Annotated in this window: 13 protein-coding genes and 1 pseudogene; 10 read left to right on the top strand and 4 right to left on the bottom strand. The window is 46.8% G+C overall.

Going from position 1 to position 22,820, the window contains the following annotated elements:
- The first annotated feature begins 210 nt into the window (after positions 1-210).
- Positions 211-1,749 (top strand): putative basic amino acid antiporter YfcC, encoded by a 1,539-nt coding sequence (yfcC, locus tag AC0VXX_RS10665; protein ID WP_475514214.1) that lies wholly within the window; start codon positions 211-213, stop codon positions 1,747-1,749.
- Positions 1,750-1,851: 102 nt separating this feature from the next.
- On the opposite strand, the pseudogene AC0VXX_RS10660 reads toward yfcC, so the two are convergent.
- The 3 genes and pseudogenes from AC0VXX_RS10660 to cysK form a co-directional block, all read right to left on the bottom strand.
- A pseudogene (locus AC0VXX_RS10660) lies at positions 1,852-4,573 on the bottom strand (TonB-dependent receptor plug domain-containing protein).
- A 629-nt stretch (positions 4,574-5,202) separates the two neighbouring features.
- Positions 5,203-6,168 carry a TDT family transporter gene (locus AC0VXX_RS10655; RefSeq protein WP_475514213.1) on the bottom strand — a complete coding sequence of 322 codons (966 nt, stop codon included), beginning with the start codon at positions 6,166-6,168 and terminating at the stop codon, positions 5,203-5,205.
- Positions 6,169-6,636: 468 nt separating this feature from the next.
- Positions 6,637-7,605, bottom strand: coding sequence for a cysteine synthase A (gene cysK / locus AC0VXX_RS10650; protein WP_110456919.1), 969 nt, complete (start codon positions 7,603-7,605; stop codon positions 6,637-6,639).
- A 268-nt stretch (positions 7,606-7,873) separates the two neighbouring features.
- On the opposite strand from cysK, the gene AC0VXX_RS10645 reads away from it, so the two are divergent.
- Complete coding sequence (locus tag AC0VXX_RS10645; protein WP_475514212.1) at positions 7,874-9,094, top strand: RDD family protein; 1,221 nt, start codon at positions 7,874-7,876, stop codon at positions 9,092-9,094.
- 95 nt (positions 9,095-9,189) lie between these two features.
- Here AC0VXX_RS10645 and cysZ read toward each other — a convergent pair whose 3' ends face one another.
- Positions 9,190-9,963 (bottom strand): sulfate transporter CysZ, encoded by a 774-nt coding sequence (cysZ, locus tag AC0VXX_RS10640; RefSeq protein ID WP_475514211.1) that lies wholly within the window; start codon positions 9,961-9,963, stop codon positions 9,190-9,192.
- Between the two features lie 185 nt (positions 9,964-10,148).
- Between cysZ and AC0VXX_RS10635 the strand changes: the two genes are divergently transcribed.
- The 8 genes from AC0VXX_RS10635 to AC0VXX_RS10600 all read left to right on the top strand — a co-directional run bounded on the left by AC0VXX_RS10635 (position 10,149) and on the right by AC0VXX_RS10600 (position 22,818).
- A complete protein-coding gene (locus tag AC0VXX_RS10635) occupies positions 10,149-13,553 on the top strand; it encodes a chromosome segregation protein SMC (RefSeq protein WP_475514210.1) in 3,405 nt (1,134 codons plus the stop codon).
- A 23-nt stretch (positions 13,554-13,576) separates the two neighbouring features.
- Entirely contained in the window at positions 13,577-14,644 is a 1,068-nt protein-coding gene (gene zipA / locus AC0VXX_RS10630) for a cell division protein ZipA (RefSeq protein ID WP_475514209.1), read from the top strand.
- A 69-nt stretch (positions 14,645-14,713) separates the two neighbouring features.
- The gene (gene ligA / locus AC0VXX_RS10625) at positions 14,714-16,723 is read left to right on the top strand and encodes an NAD-dependent DNA ligase LigA (RefSeq protein ID WP_475514208.1); all 2,010 of its coding nucleotides are present in this window, start codon (positions 14,714-14,716) and stop codon (positions 16,721-16,723) included.
- A 150-nt stretch (positions 16,724-16,873) separates the two neighbouring features.
- Positions 16,874-17,368, top strand: coding sequence for a DUF2919 domain-containing protein (locus AC0VXX_RS10620; protein ID WP_475514207.1), 495 nt, complete (start codon positions 16,874-16,876; stop codon positions 17,366-17,368).
- A gap of 67 nt (positions 17,369-17,435) precedes the next feature.
- Positions 17,436-18,248, top strand: a complete 813-nt coding sequence (locus AC0VXX_RS10615) for a Rossmann-fold NAD(P)-binding domain-containing protein (RefSeq protein WP_475514206.1) — start codon at positions 17,436-17,438, stop codon at positions 18,246-18,248.
- A 364-nt stretch (positions 18,249-18,612) separates the two neighbouring features.
- Positions 18,613-18,879, top strand: coding sequence for a DUF4212 domain-containing protein (locus AC0VXX_RS10610; protein WP_110456929.1), 267 nt, complete (start codon positions 18,613-18,615; stop codon positions 18,877-18,879).
- A 12-nt stretch (positions 18,880-18,891) separates the two neighbouring features.
- Complete coding sequence (locus AC0VXX_RS10605; protein ID WP_475514205.1) at positions 18,892-20,610, top strand: sodium:solute symporter family protein; 1,719 nt, start codon at positions 18,892-18,894, stop codon at positions 20,608-20,610.
- Positions 20,611-20,970: 360 nt separating this feature from the next.
- Positions 20,971-22,818, top strand: coding sequence for a DUF294 nucleotidyltransferase-like domain-containing protein (locus tag AC0VXX_RS10600; protein WP_475514204.1), 1,848 nt, complete (start codon positions 20,971-20,973; stop codon positions 22,816-22,818).
- Positions 22,819-22,820: the final 2 nt, after the last annotated feature.

Genomic DNA, 22,820 nt, shown 5'->3' with positions numbered 1-22,820 from the left:
CGTTGACTTTGATCTGATTAGCCGCTTAATTCTGCCCGATTAAGCGGCTTTTTGCTGTTTGTCGAACGTTTAATTGAGCAAGTGATGAGCAGACTGGTGAGGCTTGAATCTAACTTAGTCGCAAAAATGCTGCGCCAGTGTAAATGGTGGGTGAATTAGTTTATATTTGCGTGCAGATTGTCTCATCATAATAAGAATCATGGTCGTAACATGCACTCACAAACTACTCAAGAACCCCCTGTTGTCGCAACATCGTTTAACCGCTGGCAGATGCCAGATACCTTAGTCATTATTTTCTTTGTCGCCTTGGCTGCAATGGCATTAACTTATTTAGTGCCGGTGGGTTCATTTGACACCCAAGAGATTGTTTATCTAAGCGATGGTGTTGAGAAAACCCGCAGTGTGGTTGACCCACATTCATTTCAATATCAACTCGATGTTAGTGGTAATGCTGTGATGCAACCCGTGGCGTTGTTTGAGGGCGGCGGTGGCGTTGGCTTTTTTAACTTTGCGTTTGAGGGCTTAGCCTCGGGGTCTAAGTGGGGCACGGCCATTGGCGTTATCATGTTTATGCTGGTGATTGGTGGTGCCTTTGGGGTCGTGATGGAAACCGGCACCATAGACAATGGTATTTTGCGTTTAATCGATAAAACTCAAGGTAATGAAAACCTATTTATTCCTGCGCTATTCACTCTATTTTCGCTAGGTGGTGCCGTCTTTGGCATGGGAGAGGAAGCCATTGCCTTTGCGATTATTATCTGCCCGTTAATGATCCGCTTAGGCTTTGATGGCATCACCACGGTTATGGTGACATATGTGGCGACACAAATTGGTTTTGCCAGTTCGTGGATGAACCCGTTTAGTGTGGCAATTGCTCAAGGTATCGCCGGCGTGCCTGTGTTGTCGGGTGCTGGCGTTCGTGGGCTGATGTGGGCCGGTTTTACGCTGATGGGGATCATATTTACCATGCGTTATGGCGCTAAAATACGTGCCACGCCAAGCTTGTCATACAGTTATCATAGCGATAAGTATTTCCGTGATCATCAGTCTCATGCCAGCCTAGACTCGCGTTTTAATTGGGGCGATATCCTAGTGCTTAGCACTATTTTTGTGACTGTGGTGTGGGTGATATGGGGCGTGGTGGCTAATGGATGGTTTATTCCAGAAATCGCCAGTCAGTTTTTTACAATGGGGATCGCCGTAGGGGTGATTGCCGTGGTGTTTGGGCTCAATGACATGACCATTAATCGGGTCGCCAGCAGTTTTAAGCAGGGCGCAGCGACCATGTTAGAGCCGGCCATTTTGGTCGGTAGTGCCTCGGGGATCTTAATTTTACTGGGTGGCGGCGATCCGACTTCGCCTAGTGTGCTTAATACTTTGCTCAGTGGCGCAGGCGGTATTATTGGCCAGCTGCCTGCGGTGTTGTCGGCGTGGTTTATGCTGTTATTTCAATCTGTATTTAATTTCTTTGTCACCTCGGGTTCGGGTCAAGCGGCCTTGACTATGCCCTTGATGGCGCCATTAGCCGATATCGTGGGGGTGAGCCGGCAAGTTGCGGTGTTGGCCTTTCAATTGGGCGATGGTTTTACCAATGTGTTGGTGCCCACATCGGCATCATTAATGGCGACATTAGGCGTGTGCCGAGTCGATTGGGCCATATGGCTTAAGTTTATTTGGCGCTTTATGCTAGGTTTGTTTGTCGTATCGAGTTTATTGGTTATCGCGGCGCATTATTTAGGTTTTGTTTAACTTATCGTATACATGATGAGCCAGGGGCTGGCGCATTAAACTTATTTGGCGCGATAAAAAAACGGCATCCAAGGATGCCGTTTTTAATAGGTGATATTTATGTTAGAACTTCACTTCACCTTCAACAAACCATTCGCGTCCACGTGCATTGTAAACCGAGCGGTCATAATGTGGCCAAGAGGTGGCCGTTGGATCGAAGTTAGGACCGGCATCAAATAGGTTAACAACCCCAGCTTTAACCTTAATCGCATCGTTAATGTTGTAACCAGCAGTCAGGTTCCACTTCGTTTGTGACGCCACTTCATATGCGCTTTCGTCAAACGCTTCACCGTCATCAATGGCTGATTGCTTAAACGATTTGTAGTACATACCGTGCATACGCGCCGTGTGATAAGCACCCAGTGTCGCTTCGAAATCTTCAACAAACCAACCTAAAACAAGGTTAGCGCGGTACTGAGGTAAGCCACCATTTTCGATATCATCTTCGACTGGATCGGTCGGCGAGATCTGACCTTCAGACAGTAAGATATAGCTACCGTTAAAGTTAAGCTTTAACTCACCAAATTGCTCAAAATCCCAACCGTAGCCAGCGGTAATGTCAATACCACGAACTTTTTGGAAGGCGAGGTTTTGAGCTACTGCGTTGATGTGGGTGATTTTGCCACTCTCATCGCGGGTGATCATATCCTCATACTGCTCATATTCACGCGCCGCTTTGCTTGGGCTGACATCACTGACCATGTCATCGAGCTTCCACTCCCACAGGTCGAAAGAAGCATTAAGCGTATCGCCGCCCCATACTGCGCCAATGTTTGCGGTATAACCGGTTTCAGCTTCGAGATCTTTGTTAGAGCCTGTGGTCATATCTATGTGCAGTTCTTTACACACTTCATTCAGTGCTGCGTCATTGTCATAAGCTTGGCCCGGGATACCGCCCATCGCTTGACACTGCTTGAAGTCGATAACCGTTGAGAAAGCTTCGGTAGGATCGCCATATACGCGGTGCATATCGGGGGCGCGGAACACACTCGAGACCGAACCACGAACTAAGAGTTCGCGTAGTGGGCGATATTCAACGGCAATCTGTGGTGACAAGTTACTACCAAAATCATCGTAATCATCGTAACGCAGTGCCGCGTTAATGGTGATGAGCTCGGTTACGGGTAAGCTTAACTCGGCATAGGTTGCCCAGTATGAGCGCTCACCGGCGCCAGATGAGCCACCTTTGTTTAAGATATTGCCTTTTTTCGACTCAGAATCGGCATCGCTCTGGTAATCTTGCTCTGTGTACTCAGCACCAAAGGCAAACATAGCGTCACCAGCTGGCATTTCAAACGCCATACCAGAGATGTTGGCTTGGATGTTTTTCTGGGTCGACTGGGCTGTTTCAAATGGCGTATAAGCTGCGTTAGCGACATCGCTATCGCTCATTTTTTCCAGTAATGAGTTACCGTTATCTCCAGCAGTCAGGTAGTTATACATGCCAAGCTCAGTCGCTAAGCCTTGGCCAAATACGTCGACATTGGTACGGCCGTAGTTTATTGATGCATCCCAGTTATACTCGTCGGCTAGCATGCCTTCAAGGCCCGTAGTAAAGAAGTAGTTACGCGTCTTGGTTTCACCACCGCGGCTACCAAATTCACTCAGACGGCGGGCGTAAAAGTACTCGCCGTTTTCAGCATTGGCAAAGTCACCACCAAGGGCTAACGTTTTGTCTGCAAACGTTTTGCTTTGGCCCGCGCCAGTCACAGTTAGGCTATTACCATCGACTGTGATGCCATATTCATCACCAATGGCCATAGGCTCGATATTGGTTACCGATTTGGCTTCAGCAAAATCGAGACGCCCCACAAATGTGATGTCATCAGCTAACTCATAGTTAAAGTTTGTCGAGCTGATAAAGCGCGTGCTTTCAGGTTGTAGATCGCGCCATTGTGAGCGGTCAAAGCCACATAGTTTTCCTGCCATAATAAAGCCGGCTTCAGTGCACTCTTGTGCCGTCAGAACCCGTTGTCCTGTTGGAACCGTTTTATCGTCACGGGTGACAGCGGCAATGCGTGCACCGTATGAACTGTATGCAGAATGTGGACTGTAAGGGACCTTGTCAGTATGTAGGCCAAAATTATCACGGTCGGTTGCTTTAAGTTGCTGGTTATCAGTAAATTCAATAAAGCTTGATACATTACCGCGATCAGAAGAGGCACCTAATGACAAGGCGATGCGGTCACTGCCACCACCACCGTTGCTGGTATCACCATGACGATATTTAATGGCAACACCTTCGAAGTCTTTCTTTAAGATGATATTAATGACGCCACCGACGGCATCAGCACCGTAAATAGCCGAACCACCCGATTGCAAAATTTCGATACGTTGTACCGCTTCCATCGGCAGGTTAGCCGTATCAACGAAGTTATCGGTACCGCCAGCAGGTTTCGGGTACTGGTTTAGACGCTTACCATTGATAAGCGTTAAGGTACGGTTTGCGCCAGCGCCACGTAAACTGATTGATGACGCAGCCGGGGTCCGGGGTAAAACCGTGCACAGATTGCGTCGTCATTGCCCCTGTTGTTGATGTTAGGCTTTCTAACGCATCTTGAATATTAGTGAAACCCTGTTTGGCCATCTCATCGGCACTCATTACCGTAACCGGTGTGGCGGTTTCCATATCGGTACGCTTAATGCGTGACCCAGTTACTTCAATACGTTCAACACTACTATCTTCATTGGCAGCATAGGCTACAGATGTTCCTAGTGCGGCGGCAGTGGCACCACTTATTAATGCAAAACGCACAGCTTTAGCCAATATAGAATTAGGCTGCATTTTGATTCTTCCTGAGAATATTGTTATTGGTTTGGTTTTTTATTAAGTAAAAGGTTTTTAAAGGTTTTCTTATATAAATCACTTCTACTCAACTTGAATATAATCATAGCCAAATAACAACTGCAACATATAGGTTATAGGCTAAGTGAAGGGTATTTTTAACACGCCAGGCTCAAAAAATTAACCTTTGAGCTGCTTGATATATGCATTTACACTTTTTAATCTGATTGATGCCTTAATTTTATCTATTTTGTGACCTAAATAGATATTAATAGTTTGAGCCTTGTCGGTTTACGTATCTTTAATATGCTATTTCATAACACGTAGTGTTTTAATGTTGTTGTAATTGTTGCTGTGAGAAAGTTTTTTAAATATGTAATTTTTTTTAACCGAGTATTTTTAGAGCTAATTACTGCATATCAACGGGGGTTTTTGTACTAATTTTTATTTACATAATCGCTACATAATAGAGGGGGAAAGTCATCGATGGCTTTATCTTGCGCTATTGTGCGCAGATCTCCTGTCTAAATGTGAGCGTTTAGCAAACTAACACTGGTTAGTTTTATTGCGTTTTAACATTATCGTCATTTAAGTAACGGGTTGTGTATGGTCATGCTGGCCGTTACTCATTATTTAGTTGTGCGCATACTATAGAAACGTACATAGCGATAAATAACATAACTAACCACTATGCTGGCAATAATTAACTCAACGATGGCAGTTGTTTTAATCCCCATAGCTAAGTCAGTGTGACCAAACTCGCTATTAATCCAGTGATACACTTTAAATAAAGCGGTGGCACCAATCACGAGTGGAAAGGTAAATGCCGCATAACCTGGTGAAAAAGGCAGGGTGAGTAATTTCACCAACGCCATGTACACTAGGCTGGTCATTAATAATGCGATACCTAATAATAATGCTACTAACATGATTGACGGATGCTCTGTGATGTTAAGGTAGCCCGCCAAAGACAAGCTTGCTGGGGCTGCCATGATAGCAATCGTTGGCTTAGCAGCATCGTCAATTTCACCACAGAAAATTAATCGATATAACATCACAGGTAATAAGAATAAGTAGCAGCCGATACCAAATCGAAGCAGTGCTTGGGCAAGCCATTGATAGTCGGTGCCGCTGTAACTCACTGCCGCCACAATGATGCCGATAGGGGGAACAAACCAGCTCGGCACCATATGATTGAGCTGAAACTCACGTGCGCGATGATAGAGAAATACTGATAAAAATATTAAATGCAATACGATACCTGTTAGCCAGAGTCCTTGGCCAAGTTGAAGATGAAATTGGCTAACGCTGTTAGAAATCACCATCAAGGCCATGGCGAAAGTGGGTAACACACTGCCGATAACTGGGTGTGCTAATTCCTCTTTTAATATTTGAGGGTGAAGCAAAAATTTAGCCACAAGCGCGAGTAAGAGCACGCTCGCTATCGCAGCGCCCACGGTTTGTCCTGTGCCATTAAGCTGAGGTAACAAGGTGTCCCAAGCCCAACCTAAGCTGGCGATAGCCAATGCTAAGCCACCCAATGGGCTGGGTAAGCGTGATGCACCGTGATACACAGAGTGAATTTTTTGTCTCATGTTTTCCCCCTTTGACCTTTAATTTGTTGAATTATTGCCCCGCTCACCGAGTAAAAATCATTTAAAAGCAAGTGATAGACGCTTAACTCTTTTCTTTAATGGCATTTTAAGTGGGAAACTTGCGTAAGAATATTTGATTTATTTTATTTATATAGTAAGCATTTCTTACTTATCACCTCTTACTTCTGAGTGTCGCAGTGTCGCAGTGTCGCAGTGTCGTGCAGGTGTCAAAGGTGAATATTATGGCCCTTATCATGACCCCTTGTCGTTAGCTGATGACTTATCATGGGGTAGTCGCAACGGAGTTAGATTCCGCTGCTCAGTAAGGCGCAGTATTAAGAGGGTTGTTAGCATGATTGAAAGTAAAGTGTGAAGCTGACTCACAAAAAAACCAGCCACAAAGGACTGGTTTTAATAATTAACGCTTTATGAATTAATCTGATTATTAATCCATCGTTAATTTAAGTGTTACTGCACGTTTTCAGCATCACCAAATTGGCCTTGGAACAACACAGAAGATAAGTAGCGCTCGGCTGCTGAAGGTAAGATCACTACGATGTTTTTGCCTTCAAACTCTGGCAGGGCAGCAATACGATTAGCGGCAACCACAGCGGCACCCGATGAAATGCCCACTAAGATACCTTCCTCTTTCATGAGTCGCTGGGCCATCTCAATCGCATCTTCATTACTGACCGCTTCTACGCGATCAACCACTTCTAAATCTAGGTTACCCGGAATGAAACCCGCGCCAATCCCCTGAATTTTGTGTGGGCCAGGCTGTATGGTTTGCCCTGCTAACGTTTGAGCGATAACAGGTGAGTCGACTGGCTCAACCGCCACTGACGTGATCGCCTTACCTTGTACATTTTTGATGTAACGGCTAATACCTGTGATGGTACCGCCAGTACCAACTCCCGCCACGATAACATCGACTTCACCATCGGTGTCGTTCCAGATCTCAGGCCCGGTGGTTTTTTCATGGATCTCTGGGTTAGCTGGGTTATCGAACTGGCCTAAAATAAGGTATTTTTCTGGCGCCGATTGACGAATTTCTTCAGCTTTGTCGATAGCGCCTTTCATTCCTTTAGCGCCTTCGGTTAACACTAGGTTAGCCCCTAAGGCTTTTAATAATTTACGACGCTCAAGGCTCATGGTATTGGGCATGGTTAACGTTAATTTGTATCCGCGAGCCGCAGCAACGTAGGCTAATGCAATCCCTGTGTTACCTGAGGTGGGTTCTACCAGCTCGATATCCGAAGTCAGTAAGCCTTTTTTTTCTGCATCCCAAATCATGTTTGCACCGATGCGGCATTTAACACTGAAACTTGGATTACGTGCTTCTATTTTTGCGAGGACATTGCCCTTGCTGACACGATTGAGACGAACAAGAGGGGTATGGCCAATGGTATGTGAATTGTCTTCGAAAATGTGACTCATGGGTTGCTTGCTCCTTTATTTATACCGTTAAATCATAGTGTTCTTTTGTCAGTTTAGAAATGATAGTTTCGTCTTCGTTATTCCTTTTAGTTATTAATAGAGCGACATCTATCATAATAGCTCCCAGTGTATCGCAGTCCTTTGGTTGCTATCAATACGTGTGGTGCAATGAGGCCATAATCAGCGTTAATGTTATTGATCCATTGGCATCTATAAAGCATTAACCATTGATTTTAGATATTTTTTGTTCAATATAGAGCACTTGTTTATGCCATGGAGCGGATGTGTGAACCCTGATAGTGCCCTTAAAAATCGAGACAAAGATCCAAAAACCATTGTCACGCCGCTGGCGTTTAATATTGCCCCTAGTGTGCTGTATACGCCTTTGGCATCTCCATTAAAACGGGGATTGGCAATGATTATTGATGGACTATTAATCACAGTATTAGCGGAGCAGGCTGGCGCTGTGTTTATCTTGCTGGTGGGATTAACCTTATTGATTGAACGCAAAAGCCATCAATTGGGCCGCGCTTTAAAATGGCTGCTATATGCCGCAATGTTGCTGATGACCATCTGGGTGACCAGTGATAACCTGATTGAATTTAAACATGGCTCAGGCAGCGATACACAAGAGTTAGGCGGCAAAGACACCAGCACTGATAAGCTTGCTCTGGCGTCACTGAAATTATTGCCCGACATCTTAAGCTTAACCTTATGCGAAAGCCGACTTTGTGCCGATAAGCAGTTGGCCTTATTGGCCAGTAAGCTCGCTAATGTAAGCTTGAGCGAGGCTGACAAGCAGCAGATGTTATTGGACATCGTCTCTGAGCTGGAGTTACCGCCTGCGGATAAGGCAGACTTATCCCATACGGTGACTGAGATGTTTGCCTCGAATATTGAGATTACCAGCGATAGCGCCGAAGCTAGTGTGGCAACAGGTGCTGGCGATGACATCACTGCAAAAGCAACATTTTCAACATCAGCAACATCAGAGTCTAACTTAACGCAAACAGATGGTACAGCAGACAAGGTTATCACCGACGAGACGCGCAGCATACCGCCCCCTAATAGCAAGCCAACTGACACAAACCGCCGCCAGTCGGACAACAGTGACCGAGCGCCTTACAGTCTGCTAGCGTGGGCTAAGGGACTGCTTAACGATTTAGGCTTAGGTTTTGGATGGGCCGCGTTTTATTTCACTGTGTTCACCGCCTGGTTCGATGGCCAAACCTTGGGCAAAAAGCTGCTCAATATTCGGGTGATCCAGCTCGATGGCACTGGTATTTCACTCTGGGATGCCTTTGGGCGGTACGGCGGTTATGGCGCGGGATTTACCACTGGCCTATTAGGTTTTTTCCAAATTTTTTGGGATGCCAATCGCCAAGCGATCCAAGATAAAATATCGGCAACTGTGGTGATCGATTTATCTAAAAAAAGGCTAAATCCCACCGAGACCACCATGGTCAGTGTTGCGGCTGAGTCTACTTAATCGCTAAATCAGCTTTAATCTATGGTATAGGGCTTAATGGCAAAGGGCTCCGCGTTGTAGCAGCGCCCTTTATGCGTCAGGTAAAAGGCGGGCGGTTACTCGGGGGCGATAAGGTTATTTTTATAGGCAGCCCGATATTTGTCGACCCACATAGAGGTCGCGCCGCAGATGGCCACTGGCATCACGATAAAGTTAACAATGGGGATCATTGAAAACAAGGTGACCGATGCCCCAAAGCTGAAACTGCTGCCCATAGTTTGATTGAGGGCAAATTTCATATCCTCAAACGGCACCTTGTGGTTATCAAACGGATAATCACAATATTGAATCGCCATCATCCACGCGCTAAACATAAACCACAGAATGGGTGCGGCGGTTTGGCCAATAAATGGCACCCAAAACAAAATTAAAAACACCAATGCCCGCGGTAAATAATATTTAAGCTTGATCCATTCTCGGCCCATGATGCGGGGCAAGTCTTTGATGAGATCAACCGTGGTGCCGGTATTAAGGTCTTTACCCGTTAAGTATTGCTCAACTTTTTCGGCCAATAACCCATTAAAAGGAGCGGCGAGCCAGTTCATCACCGAACTAAACACAAAAGAGAGCACTACCAGTAGGGTGAGTACCGCCAGTGGCCAGAGTAAGAAGTTAAGCCAAGTCAAATAGTCGGGTAATTGGCTGGTGACCCAGGTAAACATCTGCTCCAATTGCCCAATGGCAACATAGATCACCGCCGAAAATAATAGCAAATTGATGGTCAGCGGGATAAAGACAAAACGCCTTAACCCAGGCTGTTTTATGAGCCGAAAACCATCGATAAAATAGTTGACGCCACTCTTGGGCGTCGAGCGGGTTTGTTGATTCATTGTGTTAAATACCACCGTTAACTGAATTAGCCACGATTGTGTGCCAGCATAGCGCGAAAAACAAGAGCGAAATGAGCCGCTAAGCGATAAAAAACGTTACAAAATGCGCCGTGCTTTGCTAAAGTGGCAGCCAATATTCGCCGGAGTTTTTCACGCTCCATCAATAAAGACGACCCGCTGGCTCAATGAGACTCAAACAGATAAAACTTGCTGGATTTAAGTCGTTTGTCGATGTTACTAAAATCCCTTTTAACCAACCGCTAAGTGCTATTATCGGCCCCAACGGCTGCGGTAAATCCAATGTTATCGACGCGGTACGTTGGGTGTTAGGTGAGAGCTCGGCCAAACATTTGCGCGGCGACTCGATGGCCGATGTTATTTTTAATGGCTCCTCGGCCCGCCGGCCCGTTTCCGTCGCCAGCGTTGAGTTACTGTTTGACAATCAACAGGGGCGCTTAGCTGGTCAATATGCCAGTTATCAAGAGGTCGCGGTTAAGCGTCAAGTCAGTCGCGATGGTGATTCGGCGTATTTTCTCAATGGGCAAAAGTGTCGTCGTAAAGACATTACCGATCTGTTTATGGGCACAGGGCTTGGACCGCGCAGCTACGCCATTATTGAGCAGGGCACTATCTCGCGGCTTATCGAGTCTAAGCCGCAAGAGCTTAGAGTGTTTATTGAAGAAGCCGCGGGGATCTCACGTTATAAAGAGCGCCGCCGTGAAACTGAAAATCGCATACGTCACACCCGTGAAAACCTAGAGCGTTTAGGTGATATTCGCCAAGAGTTAGGTCGTCAAATTGATAAACTGGCCGAGCAAGCTCAAGCAGCTAAACAATATCGCGCCTTAAAACAGACCGAGCGCACTCAAGATGCTGAGCTGGGCGTATGTCGTTTTGTTGAGTTACAAGCCCAGTTTGATAAGCTCAGCGGCGAAATAGTCAGTCATGAGCTGAAAAAAAGTGAGCTCGATGCCGCGAAAGAGGCCCTGCAAAGGGAGCATACTCAGCTCAAGGTGCAACTCGATGAACTCGATCAACAAGAGCATCGTCAGGTCGAAGATTTTTATCTAACCGGCACCCATATCGCCAAACTCGAACAATCACTAAAACATCGTCAGCAACAAGATGCCCATCTACATCAAAGGGTTGAAGATACCCAAGCAAAGCTTATCCAGATTCAGCGTCAGTTGGCAGAGTTAGATGATAGTCGCGAACAATTAAGCCAACATCACCAAGAAGCGATCGATGCGTACCAGCAACTGTCGATGCAACTTGAGGTGATTGATGAGCAGCTCGTCGAAGCTGAACAGACATTTGAGCAAGATAGCGAGGCGCAAGTTCTCGCCACACAGGCGCAGAATCAACATCAGTTAACCTATAAAGTGGCGCAAACAGAACTGAGCCACTGCCAAAGTAACTTGGCACAAAAGCGCTCTCAAAAAGCGGCTTTGGTAACCCAGCTTAGCAAGCTGAGTCAAGATGATGTAACAATCCAACTGCAGCAGTTGCAAGCCCAGCGTGATGAGCTATTGACACACTCTGAGCAACTTAACCAGAGTAATCAGCAGTTAAATAGCCAATTAAACGAGCTAGAACAGCAAGATAAACGTCTCACGCAGCAGATAGATGCTCTCTCGCAGTCGTTAGCCGAGGAGCGCGGTCGCTTTAATGTGGTTAACCGTTTGCTGCCCATGGAGGGTGCCGATGATGGCAGCGCCTTATGGCAAGCGCTCAACGTGACACCGGGCTGGGAAGTGGCAATCGATTTGGCGCTCGAAGGGGTGCTGACCCAAAAGGTGGACGCTGCGTCTGGCCTTGGGTTTGTCACCACTGGATCCCATCAATGGGGTGGCGTTAGCGCCGCCGTTAACTTGGCACCTTGGTTGGCGCACTTGCGCTGGGCTAACGATTTAAGTAGTGCACAAGCCATGTTGCCCAGTATTGAGCAACATGAGCGCATCGTGACAGCCGATGGTTACTTAATTGGCCACGGGTTTGTATTGCAAAAAAGCGATCAAGGCAGCGCCTTAGTTCAGCTTAAAATGGAAAAAGAGGCATTAACGGCCAGTATTTCAAGCAGTGAAGCGACCTTAAATACCCTGAGACAACAGTCACAGCACTGCGCTAGTGAATTGCTAAACTACCGCAGCCGTTGCAGCGATGGCGCGGTTAAAATGCAACAAATGCAGCTGAGCCTTGAGCGAATGCGCAGCCAAATTGACGCCGCAGAGCAGCGTATAGCTCATAGCCGCGAGCAGCGCAGCCAGCTTGAGGCGCAGCTCAGTGAACTTGAGCTGACTTTAGTGGCCGATGAGCAACGCTGCCTAGCGTTAAGTGAGCGCTTAACCACGGATGAGTCCCGTGCTAGCGACCTGATTAAGCAAAGCGAGCTACGAGCTCGGGCGCAGCAAGAAAGCAGCGCCCAACTCAAACGATTAAAGCAGCAGCGCGCCGAATGTGCTCGCCAGTGCAGTCAGAGCCAAAGCTCGCTGCAAACACTGCAGACAGACTTGGCGCTCAATCAACAGCAAACACAACAACTGCAACAACAGATCAGTGAACAATCAGCATCATTAGCTTCTTTGAGAGCGCAACTTGAGGGCAACGCCCGCTCAATCAGCGATCACAGTGCACAGCAGGTGCAGCAGCAACTTAACGCAGAGCTGGAAATACAGCAAAGTAAGCAGCAAGCATTAACGGCATTACGTGCGCAGCAAGCCCACTTACAAAATCAACTCGATGAGATAGTAACAAAGCAAAAACAACAGCTTGGTAATATCGAACACTTGACTCAGGCTATCAGCACGTTAAAGTTACGACGCGAAGGCATTAAGGGACAAGCCGATAGCCAACGGGCTTTGCTGACGGAGCACGAGATTAATCTCGAGGCGGTTAAAGCCACACTCGATGCTGACATCACCGTTGGCCAGCATCAAAAAGCCCTAGAGCGGACTCGGGCGCGGATTGCTCAGTTAGGTGCAATCAACTTAGCCGCGATTGAAGAGTACGACCAGCAAAGTGAGCGTAAACACTATTTAGATAGCCAAGATGCCGACTTAAATAAGGCACTTAATAGTTTAGAAGAAGCGATCCGCAAGATTGATAAAGAAACCAAAACCCGCTTTAAAGAGACATTTGATAAGGTTAATCAAGACCTTGGAATACTGTTTCCTAAAGTGTTTGGTGGGGGAAGTGCGCAGCTGGCATTGACCGATGATGACTTGCTTGAAACCGGAGTGACCATTATGGCGCGTCCTCCGGGTAAAAAGAATAGTACAATTCATCTGCTTTCTGGTGGAGAAAAAGCGCTAACCGCTTTATCATTGGTATTTGCTATTTTTAGGCTAAATCCGGCACCGTTTTGTATGCTAGATGAAGTGGATGCGCCGCTCGATGACGCCAATGTGGACAGATTTTGTCGTTTGGTTAAAGAGATGTCTCAAAGCGTACAATTTGTATATATTAGTCACAATAAGATCACCATGGAATTGGCGGATCAATTAATAGGTGTCACTATGCATGAGCCTGGGGTATCACGCATAGTTGCCGTTGATATTGATGGAGCGGTGGCATTAGCCGACGCAGGATAATTTTGGGAAAAACAGGGTAATCAATGGAAAATTTGCAACTGGTATTGTTCGTGTTAGGAGCGATAGCCATTATCGCGGTACTTGTGCATGGTTTTTGGTCCATTAGACGGCAGCAGCCTAAGTCATTAAAGTCTGGCTCTATGGCAGAAATGTACACAGATAAAAATCGTGATCGCGAAGGCTTTGACGCCGATGGTATTGGTGCTGTGCGTGTACGCAAACTGAGCCCTGAAGAAGCACCTAGGCGCAGTGCAGGTGGCAGTGCAAGTGATAGCGCGGCGATGAATGACCGAGACCACAGTATTGTGACATCAGCGGATGCGCCAAGCCGTGACAGCGAAACCGATTTTACCTTATCAGACGCGCCGCACGCCAAAGTCGCTCGCACACGCCAAGAGCCGGTGTTGTCTGGACGCGATGCAGGCCATAACGTTGAGCCCAGTATGGGCGACACTGAAGATAGCCATGATGCTATAGAGCAGATGGAGTTAGGCTTAGGCCAAACTCCGGCTCAGAGTTCATTTTTTGATGATGTTCAACCGCTCGATGATGCGGCCCAAGTTGCTCACTCGCACCACACGGATGAGCCCTCTGCAGCACAGCAGCCCAAGGCTCAAGCCCCCGCAGAATCGAAACCTGCTTCATCGGCGCAAGCTGAGATTAAGGATGAGCCACTGGGCGAACCACAAGATGTGCTGGTACTGCATGTTGTGGCCAACGAAGGCGAAACGTTACAGGGTGCCGAGTTACTGCCGAGCTTATTAACCCTCAACTTTAAATTTGGCGACATGGATATTTTCCATCGCCATGAGGATAACGCTGGAACAGGTAAGGTATTATTTTCGTTGGCTAATATGGTTAAGCCTGGTGTGTTTAACCCCGATGAAATGGAGCAGTTTACCACTCAAGGTATCGTGTTATTTATGACACTACCTTGTTATGGCGACCCACTGATGAACTTTTCAATTATGCTGAATTCGGCGCACCAATTGGCCGATGATTTAGGCGGCAAGGTACTCGACGGTGGCCGCAGCTTATGGAGTGAGCAAACTAAGCAGTCATACCTACAACGCATCCGTGCCCAAGCGTAAATTGAAGCATATATATTGAAAATAGAGGCCGCAGATGCGGCCTCTATTGCTTAATCTGGACGAGAAACCATGCAAGCCATACAAGACGAAATTCAACAACTCACCGCCGAACTTAATCTTCACAATTACCGTTATTATGTCGACGACGCGCCGTCTATTCCCGATGCCGAATATGACCGCCTTATGCGCCGCTTACAGAGTTTAGAAGCGCAATACCCTGAGTTTGCCTTAATGGATTCACCGACCCAACGTGTAGGCGGTGCCGCGCTAGCAAAGTTTGACCAAGTGACACATTTAAAGCCGATGCTTAGCCTAGACAATGTGTTTAGTGATACCGAATTTAATGCTTTTTATAAACGTGTGAGCGATAAAACCATCACGGCGCCCGCATTTTGCTGTGAGCCCAAACTTGATGGTTTGGCGGTCAGTATTTTATATCGCAATGGGCTATATGAACGCGCCGCCACCCGCGGCGATGGCACCGTGGGCGAAGACATTACCGAAAATGTGCGCACCATTAAATCGATACCATTGCGCCTGCGTGGTGATGATTTTCCGCCATTGTTAGAGGTACGCGGCGAAGTATTTATGCCTAAAGCCGCGTTTGAAGCGGTCAATAATAAGGCGCGCCAAAAGGGTGAAAAGCTGTTTGTTAATCCGCGTAACGCTGCAGCTGGCAGCTTGCGTCAACTCGACAGTAAAATTACCGCCAGCCGCGCATTAGCCTTTTATGCCTATGCGCTCGGAGTCGTCGAACCTGAATCTTGGCCCTTGGCAGACAATCATTATGAGCAGTTAATGCAGCTTAAAGCTTGGGGGCTGCCCGTAAGCGCCGAAGTGAAAGTGTGCAAGGATATCCCTGCTATTTTTGCCTATTATCAAGATATTATGGCGCGCCGAGCCGACTTAGCTTATGAAATTGATGGGGTAGTGCTTAAGGTCAACGATATCGCGCAGCAAAAGCAGCTTGGCTTTGTGGCCAAAGCGCCGCGCTGGGCAACCGCCTATAAATTCCCCGCCCAAGAGGAGTTAACGGTACTCGAAGGGGTTGACTTTCAGGTCGGGCGCACTGGCGCAGTGACCCCGGTAGCGCGGTTAAAACCTGTGTTTGTGGGTGGGGTGACGGTGTCGAACGCCACCTTGCATAATGCCGACGAGATCGCACGTCTTGGGGTGAAAATTGGCGACAGTGTCATTATTCGCCGTGCTGGCGATGTGATCCCGCAAATTGTGGCTGTAGTAAGTGATAAGCGTCCCGATGATGCACAAGACATTGTTTTTCCTATGGCTTGCCCTGTGTGTGGCAGTGATGTGGAGCGTATCGAAGGTGAAGCTGTGGCCCGTTGCAGTGGCGGCCTGTTTTGTGAAGCGCAGCGTAAAGAGGCGATTAAGCACTTTGCCTCACGCAAGGCATTAAACATCGATGGCATGGGCGATAAAGTGGTCGAGCAGATGATCGATAAAGAGCTTATCGAAAGCCCTGCGGACCTATTTAAGCTGAGCGCATCATCATTGACCATGCTAGATCGCATGGGGCTTAAGTCAGCCACCAAGTTAGTCGCAGCCATTGAAGCGGCGAAACAAACTACCTTTGCCCGTTTTCTCTATTCATTAGGGATCCGCGAGGTAGGTGAGGCCACCGCAGCTAATTTGGCCCATTATTTTAAAACCCTCGATAAGTTGATTCAGGCTGATGCCGAGACCTTTATGAAGGTCGATGATGTCGGAGTGATTGTGGCGCAGCATCTGGTGCACTTTTTTGCCCAGCCCCATAACCTTGAAGTGGTCGAGCGACTGCTAGAGGCGGGCGTGACTTGGCCTGCAATCGAAGAGGTCGCCGCCGATGAACAACCACTAAAAGGGCAAACTTGGGTGTTAACTGGCACCTTAAATCTGCTTAATCGTAACGATGCCAAGGCGCAATTACAGGCTCTTGGCGCCAAAGTGGCAGGCAGTGTGTCGAAAAATACCGACTGCTTAGTAGCTGGAGAAGCCGCTGGTTCAAAGCTAATTAAGGCGCAGGAGTTAGGGGTGAAGGTGATCGGTGAAGATGAGTTATTAGCCTTACTCAATGGGTAGCCCAAACACCTAAGTCACTCGGCTGGCAGATAATATTATCGGGTATCTGTCAGCTTATTATTGTCTACCGCTTATGCGTTAGCGCTGTCACTGCCAGTATCACACTTCTTGCAATGCCGCTAAGGGTTGGCTCATTACGGAGATGCACGTTTGAATTTTGGTCACATCAACTGGATTGATGACAATGGGCACTTTAAACCGCCTATCATGCTTTACCTGATCTTGGCGTTTATCGCTCGAGGTTGGTGTGTGTTTATCGCCTCGCTGACCCAAGCCAGTGACAGGGCGGCCTTGGTGGCGTTGATCTATCCGCAAAAGTCTGATTTTCTGTTGGCATTAGCCGCCGGTGCCGGGGCATTAATACTGTATGCATTGGTGATAGCCGAGCGTAAACGCGCTCCTTGCTGGGCTCGTCCTTTATTCAATCAATTGAAGTGGTTGTTGGTGTTGCTATTGATGATTGATGGTGGCTTGTTACTACAACGCTTAATACATAATCACTTTTTGTACACATGGCACTTTGGTCTGGACGCGCTCTTTTTGTTTTGGAGTCTGTTGTATATCGCCAGTTCCAAACATCTGCGTTATTACCTTAATGACTGGCGAGCTGACGCTAACGTGGCCCATATCGATAGCGGGAAGTGAACTGACTTTGCTGGCTTGAGGATTTAAGGTATTTTATGGTTACCATTATTTTTAATAAAGATACTTTATGATTCATTCAGTTGCCGTTGTCGGTTGTGGTTGGTTTGGCTTACCCTTAGCCCAAGCGTTGGTGGAAAAAGGTCTGTCTGTGCGTGGCTCTAAACGGGATGCAGCTCAAGCATTAGCATTAAAAGAGCAAGGCATTGATGGGTTTGCATTAGATCTTGACGCGCAGCAGCCTGTTGATGGTGGGCAGTTAGCTAAACTTCACGCCGATGCGATAGTCATTAATATCCCCCCAGGGCTTCGCCGTGGCGACACTGGTTATCTTGCGCGACTTGAACGTCTACTGACGCTGATGGGCGACCATGCCTATCAGCGCATTATCTTTATTAGCACCACAGGCGTGTATCCTGCTAATGGCAAGGTGCAACATGAAGCTGACGCCAAAGCATATAACGATACCAGTGAGATCCTGCTGCAGGCTGAAGCCATGTTTACAGGGGCGGTTGTTGTTCGATTTGCCGGATTGATGGGGCCTAAACGTCATCCGGGGCGTTTTCTAGTCGGTAAAACGGGCTTAACTGGGGCAATGTTATCGGTCAACATGACTCACCTTGATGATTGTGTCGGCGGCGTGATGGCCTTACTTACCCATCAAGGCCCACTGGCGCCAGCTTATAATATCTGCTCCCCCGATCATCCTAATAAGGTTGCATTCTATCAGCGCGCGGCGGCAATGCTCGGTTTAGCTGAGCCAGAGTTTGCCTCATCGGGAGATAAGGCCGAGGATAAAGTGGTCGACGGCTCGCTCATTTGTCAGCAGCTGGGTTATCAATATTGCCATCAGGATCTATTTAATACGCTTAACTTTTGTTAGCCCTTCAATTTAACAATAACTTGGTGTACTCACCAAGTTATTGTTAGCCAACATTGCCCGTTTTGCCAAGGTCAGAGTTTACTGCTTCATTTTATCCATACAAGTGTAACCATTTCTCAAGTCACCCGGCGCGCTAGTAATTAACGAATTAGTCACATTTCTGTTCGACATTAGTCTAATGTTGCCGTTTCATATTTTGCTTGCATTACGCTTACGTAAACCTGTATCTAATTGTTTTTAAATTGTTAATTTAGAGCCCGCTAAAAGGTTTACGCTGGCGTTAGACTAAGGTCGTGATTGTTGTTGCGCAGATGCTTGCTAGATTAAATTTTGATTTAATCATAATTAGCACAGGGGAGTCGTAATGGCTTTTGAAAATAACGAAAAGGCAGAAGGATACTGGCGTGAGAATTTACGCTTGGTACTTGGACTGCTGGCAATATGGGCTGCTGTTTCATTTGGCTGTGGCATTTTACTGGTCGATGTACTTAATGAAATCCATTTTATGGGCTTTAAGTTGGGCTTCTGGTTTGCTCAGCAAGGGGCTATCTATGTATTCGTTGCGCTTATTTTTGTCTACGTGGCGAAAGCCAACACGCTAGATAAAAAATACGGTGTTCATGAAGATTAAGGAGTAACGAATATGGATATACAAACATTAACTTATCTGATTGTTGGCGCAACCTTCGCGCTTTACATTGGTATTGCGATTTGGTCTCGTGCTGGTTCGACTAAAGAATTTTATGTCGCTGGCGGTGGTGTCCATCCTATTATGAACGGTATGGCAACAGCGGCTGACTGGATGTCTGCAGCGTCATTTATTTCGCTTGCTGGTATCGTCTCTTTTGTTGGTTATGACGGCTCTGTCTACCTGATGGGCTGGACCGGTGGCTACGTATTACTGGCGCTATGTATGGCACCTTATCTGCGTAAGTTTGGTAAGTTTACCGTACCTGACTTTATTGGCGACCGTTATTATTCTCAGACAGCGCGCACGGTGGCGGTTATCTGTGCCATCTTTATCTGTTTTACTTATATCGCAGGACAAATGCGTGGTGTAGGAGTAGTGTTCTCACGTTTCCTCGAGGTTGAGATTGAAACTGGAGTGTATATCGGTATGGGCGTGGTGTTCTTTTATGCCGTGCTCGGTGGCATGAAGGGGATCACTTACACCCAGGTTGCACAGTATTGCGTATTGATTTTCGCTTTTATGGTGCCAGCTATCTTTATCTCTATCATGATGACGGGACATATTTTGCCGCAAATTGGTTTTGGGGCTGAGTTGGTTGATGCCGCGGGCAATGGGACTGGGGTCTTTTTGCTTGAGAAACTCGATGGCCTCTCGGCGGAACTGGGTTTCTCCCAGTATACAGAGGGCTCTAAGAGCATGATTGATGTGTTCTTTATCACTGGAGCCTTGATGTTTGGGACGGCAGGTTTACCACACGTAATTGTTCGCTTCTTCACGGTACCAAAGGTGAAAGATGCTCGAGTGTCGGCTGGTTGGGCATTGGTGTTCATCGCCATTATGTATACCACGGTGCCTGCTTTGTCAGCGTTCTCTCGTGTAAATATGATTGAGACCATTAATGGTCCAGATGCTAGCGGTGTTGCTTATGAAACTGCGCCTGACTGGATTAAAAATTGGGAAAAAACCGGTTTGATTAGTTGGGATGATAAAAATGCCGATGGAAAGCTTTATTATGCCAATGGTGAGGCCAATGAAATGACGATTGACCGCGATATCATGGTACTCGCAACGCCTGAAATTGCTAATTTGCCTGCTTGGGTTATTGCATTGGTGGCTGCGGGAGGCATGGCTGCAGCGCTGTCGACAACAGCTGGTTTGCTATTGGTGATTTCAACGTCGGTTTCACATGATCTACTGAAGAAAAACTTGATGCCTGATATCTCTGATAAAAAAGAACTTATGTATGCCCGTGTAGCGGCTGGTTTAGGCATCGTTATGGCTGGCTACTTTGGTATTAATCCACCCGGTTTCGTGGCTGCGGTGGTCGCGATAGCCTTTGGTTTAGCAGCATCATCCTTGTTCCCTGCGATCATCATGGGGATCTTCTCTCGCACCATGAACAAAGAAGGTGCGGTCGCAGGTATGGTAACCGGTTTGCTGTTTAGTGCTGCGTATATTATTAACTTTAAGTTTATCAATCCTGCAGATAATAATCCTGAGCATTGGTTATTGGGTATTTCGCCAGAAGGGATTGGTATGCTTGGTATGATAGTAAACTTTACCGTGGCCTTTATTGTTAGCAGAGTGACGACAGCCGTACCCCAAGATGTGGTGGATATGGTTGAGTCGATTCGCTTCCCTAAAGGGTCTGGCGAGGCGCATGATCATTAATCAATCATGATCTTAAGTTAAGAAGGAGCGCTGAGCGCTCCTTTTTTATGACTCTGGTTGCGTAGCATGATGTGTGGAGGCATTAATCGATTAGCTACGGTGTCATTGGGAATAAACATGGATAAATGTATCGATTTGGCTGGCCATAAGTCGTATAGCAAGATGTGATGACTCAAGGTTATAGTGATATTTAGCGGTGGTTTTATGTTGAGCGAGTCAAGCACATACTGTATTTATATCCATCCAGTCATGATAATAAGCCGGTGTGCCTTACATCTATCATTCGCTCATCGCTTCATTTATTACGATAACGCGTTAGAGAGGGTCAATAGATCCTAACATTACTTGATGAGGTCGATTATGGATGCCAGTGAGTTACAACCCATCACCGATTTTTTGCGCCAGCTTCCGCCATTTGACACTTTGTCTGCCAGCACTTTAGCGCGCTGTTGTCGTACGTTGACCATAGGCTACTACAGTAAAGCCTCAACCTATGTGCCGTTAGATGAAAGACATCCGCAGTTGTATATCGTCCGCAGTGGCGCATTTGAGGTGCACGGTGATGACGGTGACTTAATTGATAGGTTAGGTGATGGCGACTTTTTTGGTTTTCCCTCTTTACTGTCTGGCGAGAAAATAAGCAATAAAGTTCAAATTCTTGAAGATGGTCTAGTCTATCATCTCGACCCCGATACTTTTAATCAACTACGCAGTGAAAGCCGTGAATTTGATCGGTTTTTTAATCGCGCCTTTGCTAAACGTTTACGCCATCAAAGTCGTTTTAAAGCCAAAGAATTAGGCTCCACCAGTCGGGTGAGTAGTTTGATGTCTAAACAGCCACTGACACTCGATATCAACGCCAGCGTGACCCAAGCGGCCTGCTTAATGCGCGATTCGCGGGTGTCTTCCTTGTTAGTTATCGACAATCATAAACTGGCCGGTATTTTAACCGACAGAGATTTACGTAATCGGGTTTTAGCGCTGGGGCATGATGGCCAATTGCCTGTGCATCAAGCCATGACCAGCCATCCCATAACCTTATCCTCAAGTGCCTTAGTGTTTGAGGCGATGTTACTGATGAGTCAGCATAATATTCATCATTTACCGATAGTGGATAACGAGTTACCCGTGGGCGTGGTCAGTAGCACAGATATTTTACGCGGACAAAGCTCGCAGCCTTTATTGTTGATTGGTGAAATTGAGCGACAAAACAGTTTGGATAGTCTCATCGCTGTCAGTAAACAGATCCCGCTGTTGTTGCAAAACCTCATCAGCGCTGATGCCAGAGCCGAAGAGATTGGTCGCGTACTCACGTCGGTAACCGATGCCCTTACTCGGCGACTGATCTTACTTAATCAGCAGATCTTGGGCCAAGCGCCTATGCCTTTTTGCTGGTTGGCCTTTGGCTCTCAGGGGCGGCAAGATCAGGTGGCGTGTTCAGATCAAGATAACGGTTTATTGTTAGCCCATGATATGGATGAACTGGCCAAGGGGTATTTTGATGCACTCACCAAAGCGGTATGTGCCGGCCTAGATAGCTGTGGTTATATCTATTGCCCTGGTGACATCATGGCGCAAAACCCTCAATGGCAAATGAGTTTAAAGCAGTGGCAAAATAAGTTTCATCATTGGGTCGATAGCCCAGAGCCTAAGGCGTTAATGCATGCCAGCATCTTTTTTGATATGCGCTGTGTTTATGGGCCACAGAGTTTATTTGACAGTCTGCAATCGCAGGTGCTGGCATCGACTAAAGACAATGACATTTTTTTAGCTGGGATGGCGGGTAACTCGCTACAAGTCTCTCCGCCGCTGGGTTTTTTTAAAAAATTTGTCTTAGAGCGTGATGGTCAAGAGGTTAAAGGAATCGATTTAAAGCATAAAGGCAGCGTCTTAATTAACGATATTGCCCGTGTTTATGCGCTCTCAGCGGGGATTAAAGAGGTTAATACTGCCAAGCGCATCCGCTTATTGATGGAGCAAAACATTATTAATCGTAAAGATGCGCTTAACCTTGCCGATGCTCATGAGTTTATCGCACATATTCGCTTATCAAACCAGGGTTATCAATTTACCCATAATCAGCAGCTTAGCAACTATTTGATGCCCCAAAACTTGTCATCACTGGTGCGCCATCAACTGCGTGATGCCTTTAAAGTGGTGCATGATGCGCAGGCAGGTTTGAAGCTTAAGTTTATGCGGAGTTTTTAGGG

It is taken from the genome of Shewanella sp. QJM3NY_23, assembly GCF_056173105.1.
The sequence above is the reverse complement of the archived record's forward strand: the minus strand, read 5'-3'. Positions and strand labels throughout refer to the sequence as shown.

Coding starts and splice junctions, on each gene's coding strand:
- zipA (WP_475514209.1), top strand. CDS start 13,577: ATGGAAAATTTGCAACTGGTATTGTTCGTGTTAGGAGCGATAGCCATT.
- cysK (WP_110456919.1), bottom strand. CDS start 7,605: ATGAGTCACATTTTCGAAGACAATTCACATACCATTGGCCATACCCCT.
- AC0VXX_RS10600 (WP_475514204.1), top strand. CDS start 20,971: ATGGATGCCAGTGAGTTACAACCCATCACCGATTTTTTGCGCCAGCTT.
- AC0VXX_RS10655 (WP_475514213.1), bottom strand. CDS start 6,168: ATGAGACAAAAAATTCACTCTGTGTATCACGGTGCATCACGCTTACCC.
- AC0VXX_RS10635 (WP_475514210.1), top strand. CDS start 10,149: ATGAGACTCAAACAGATAAAACTTGCTGGATTTAAGTCGTTTGTCGAT.
- yfcC (WP_475514214.1), top strand. CDS start 211: ATGCACTCACAAACTACTCAAGAACCCCCTGTTGTCGCAACATCGTTT.
- AC0VXX_RS10605 (WP_475514205.1), top strand. CDS start 18,892: ATGGATATACAAACATTAACTTATCTGATTGTTGGCGCAACCTTCGCG.
- ligA (WP_475514208.1), top strand. CDS start 14,714: ATGCAAGCCATACAAGACGAAATTCAACAACTCACCGCCGAACTTAAT.
- AC0VXX_RS10610 (WP_110456929.1), top strand. CDS start 18,613: ATGGCTTTTGAAAATAACGAAAAGGCAGAAGGATACTGGCGTGAGAAT.
- AC0VXX_RS10645 (WP_475514212.1), top strand. CDS start 7,874: ATGCCATGGAGCGGATGTGTGAACCCTGATAGTGCCCTTAAAAATCGA.
- cysZ (WP_475514211.1), bottom strand. CDS start 9,963: ATGAATCAACAAACCCGCTCGACGCCCAAGAGTGGCGTCAACTATTTT.
- AC0VXX_RS10615 (WP_475514206.1), top strand. CDS start 17,436: ATGATTCATTCAGTTGCCGTTGTCGGTTGTGGTTGGTTTGGCTTACCC.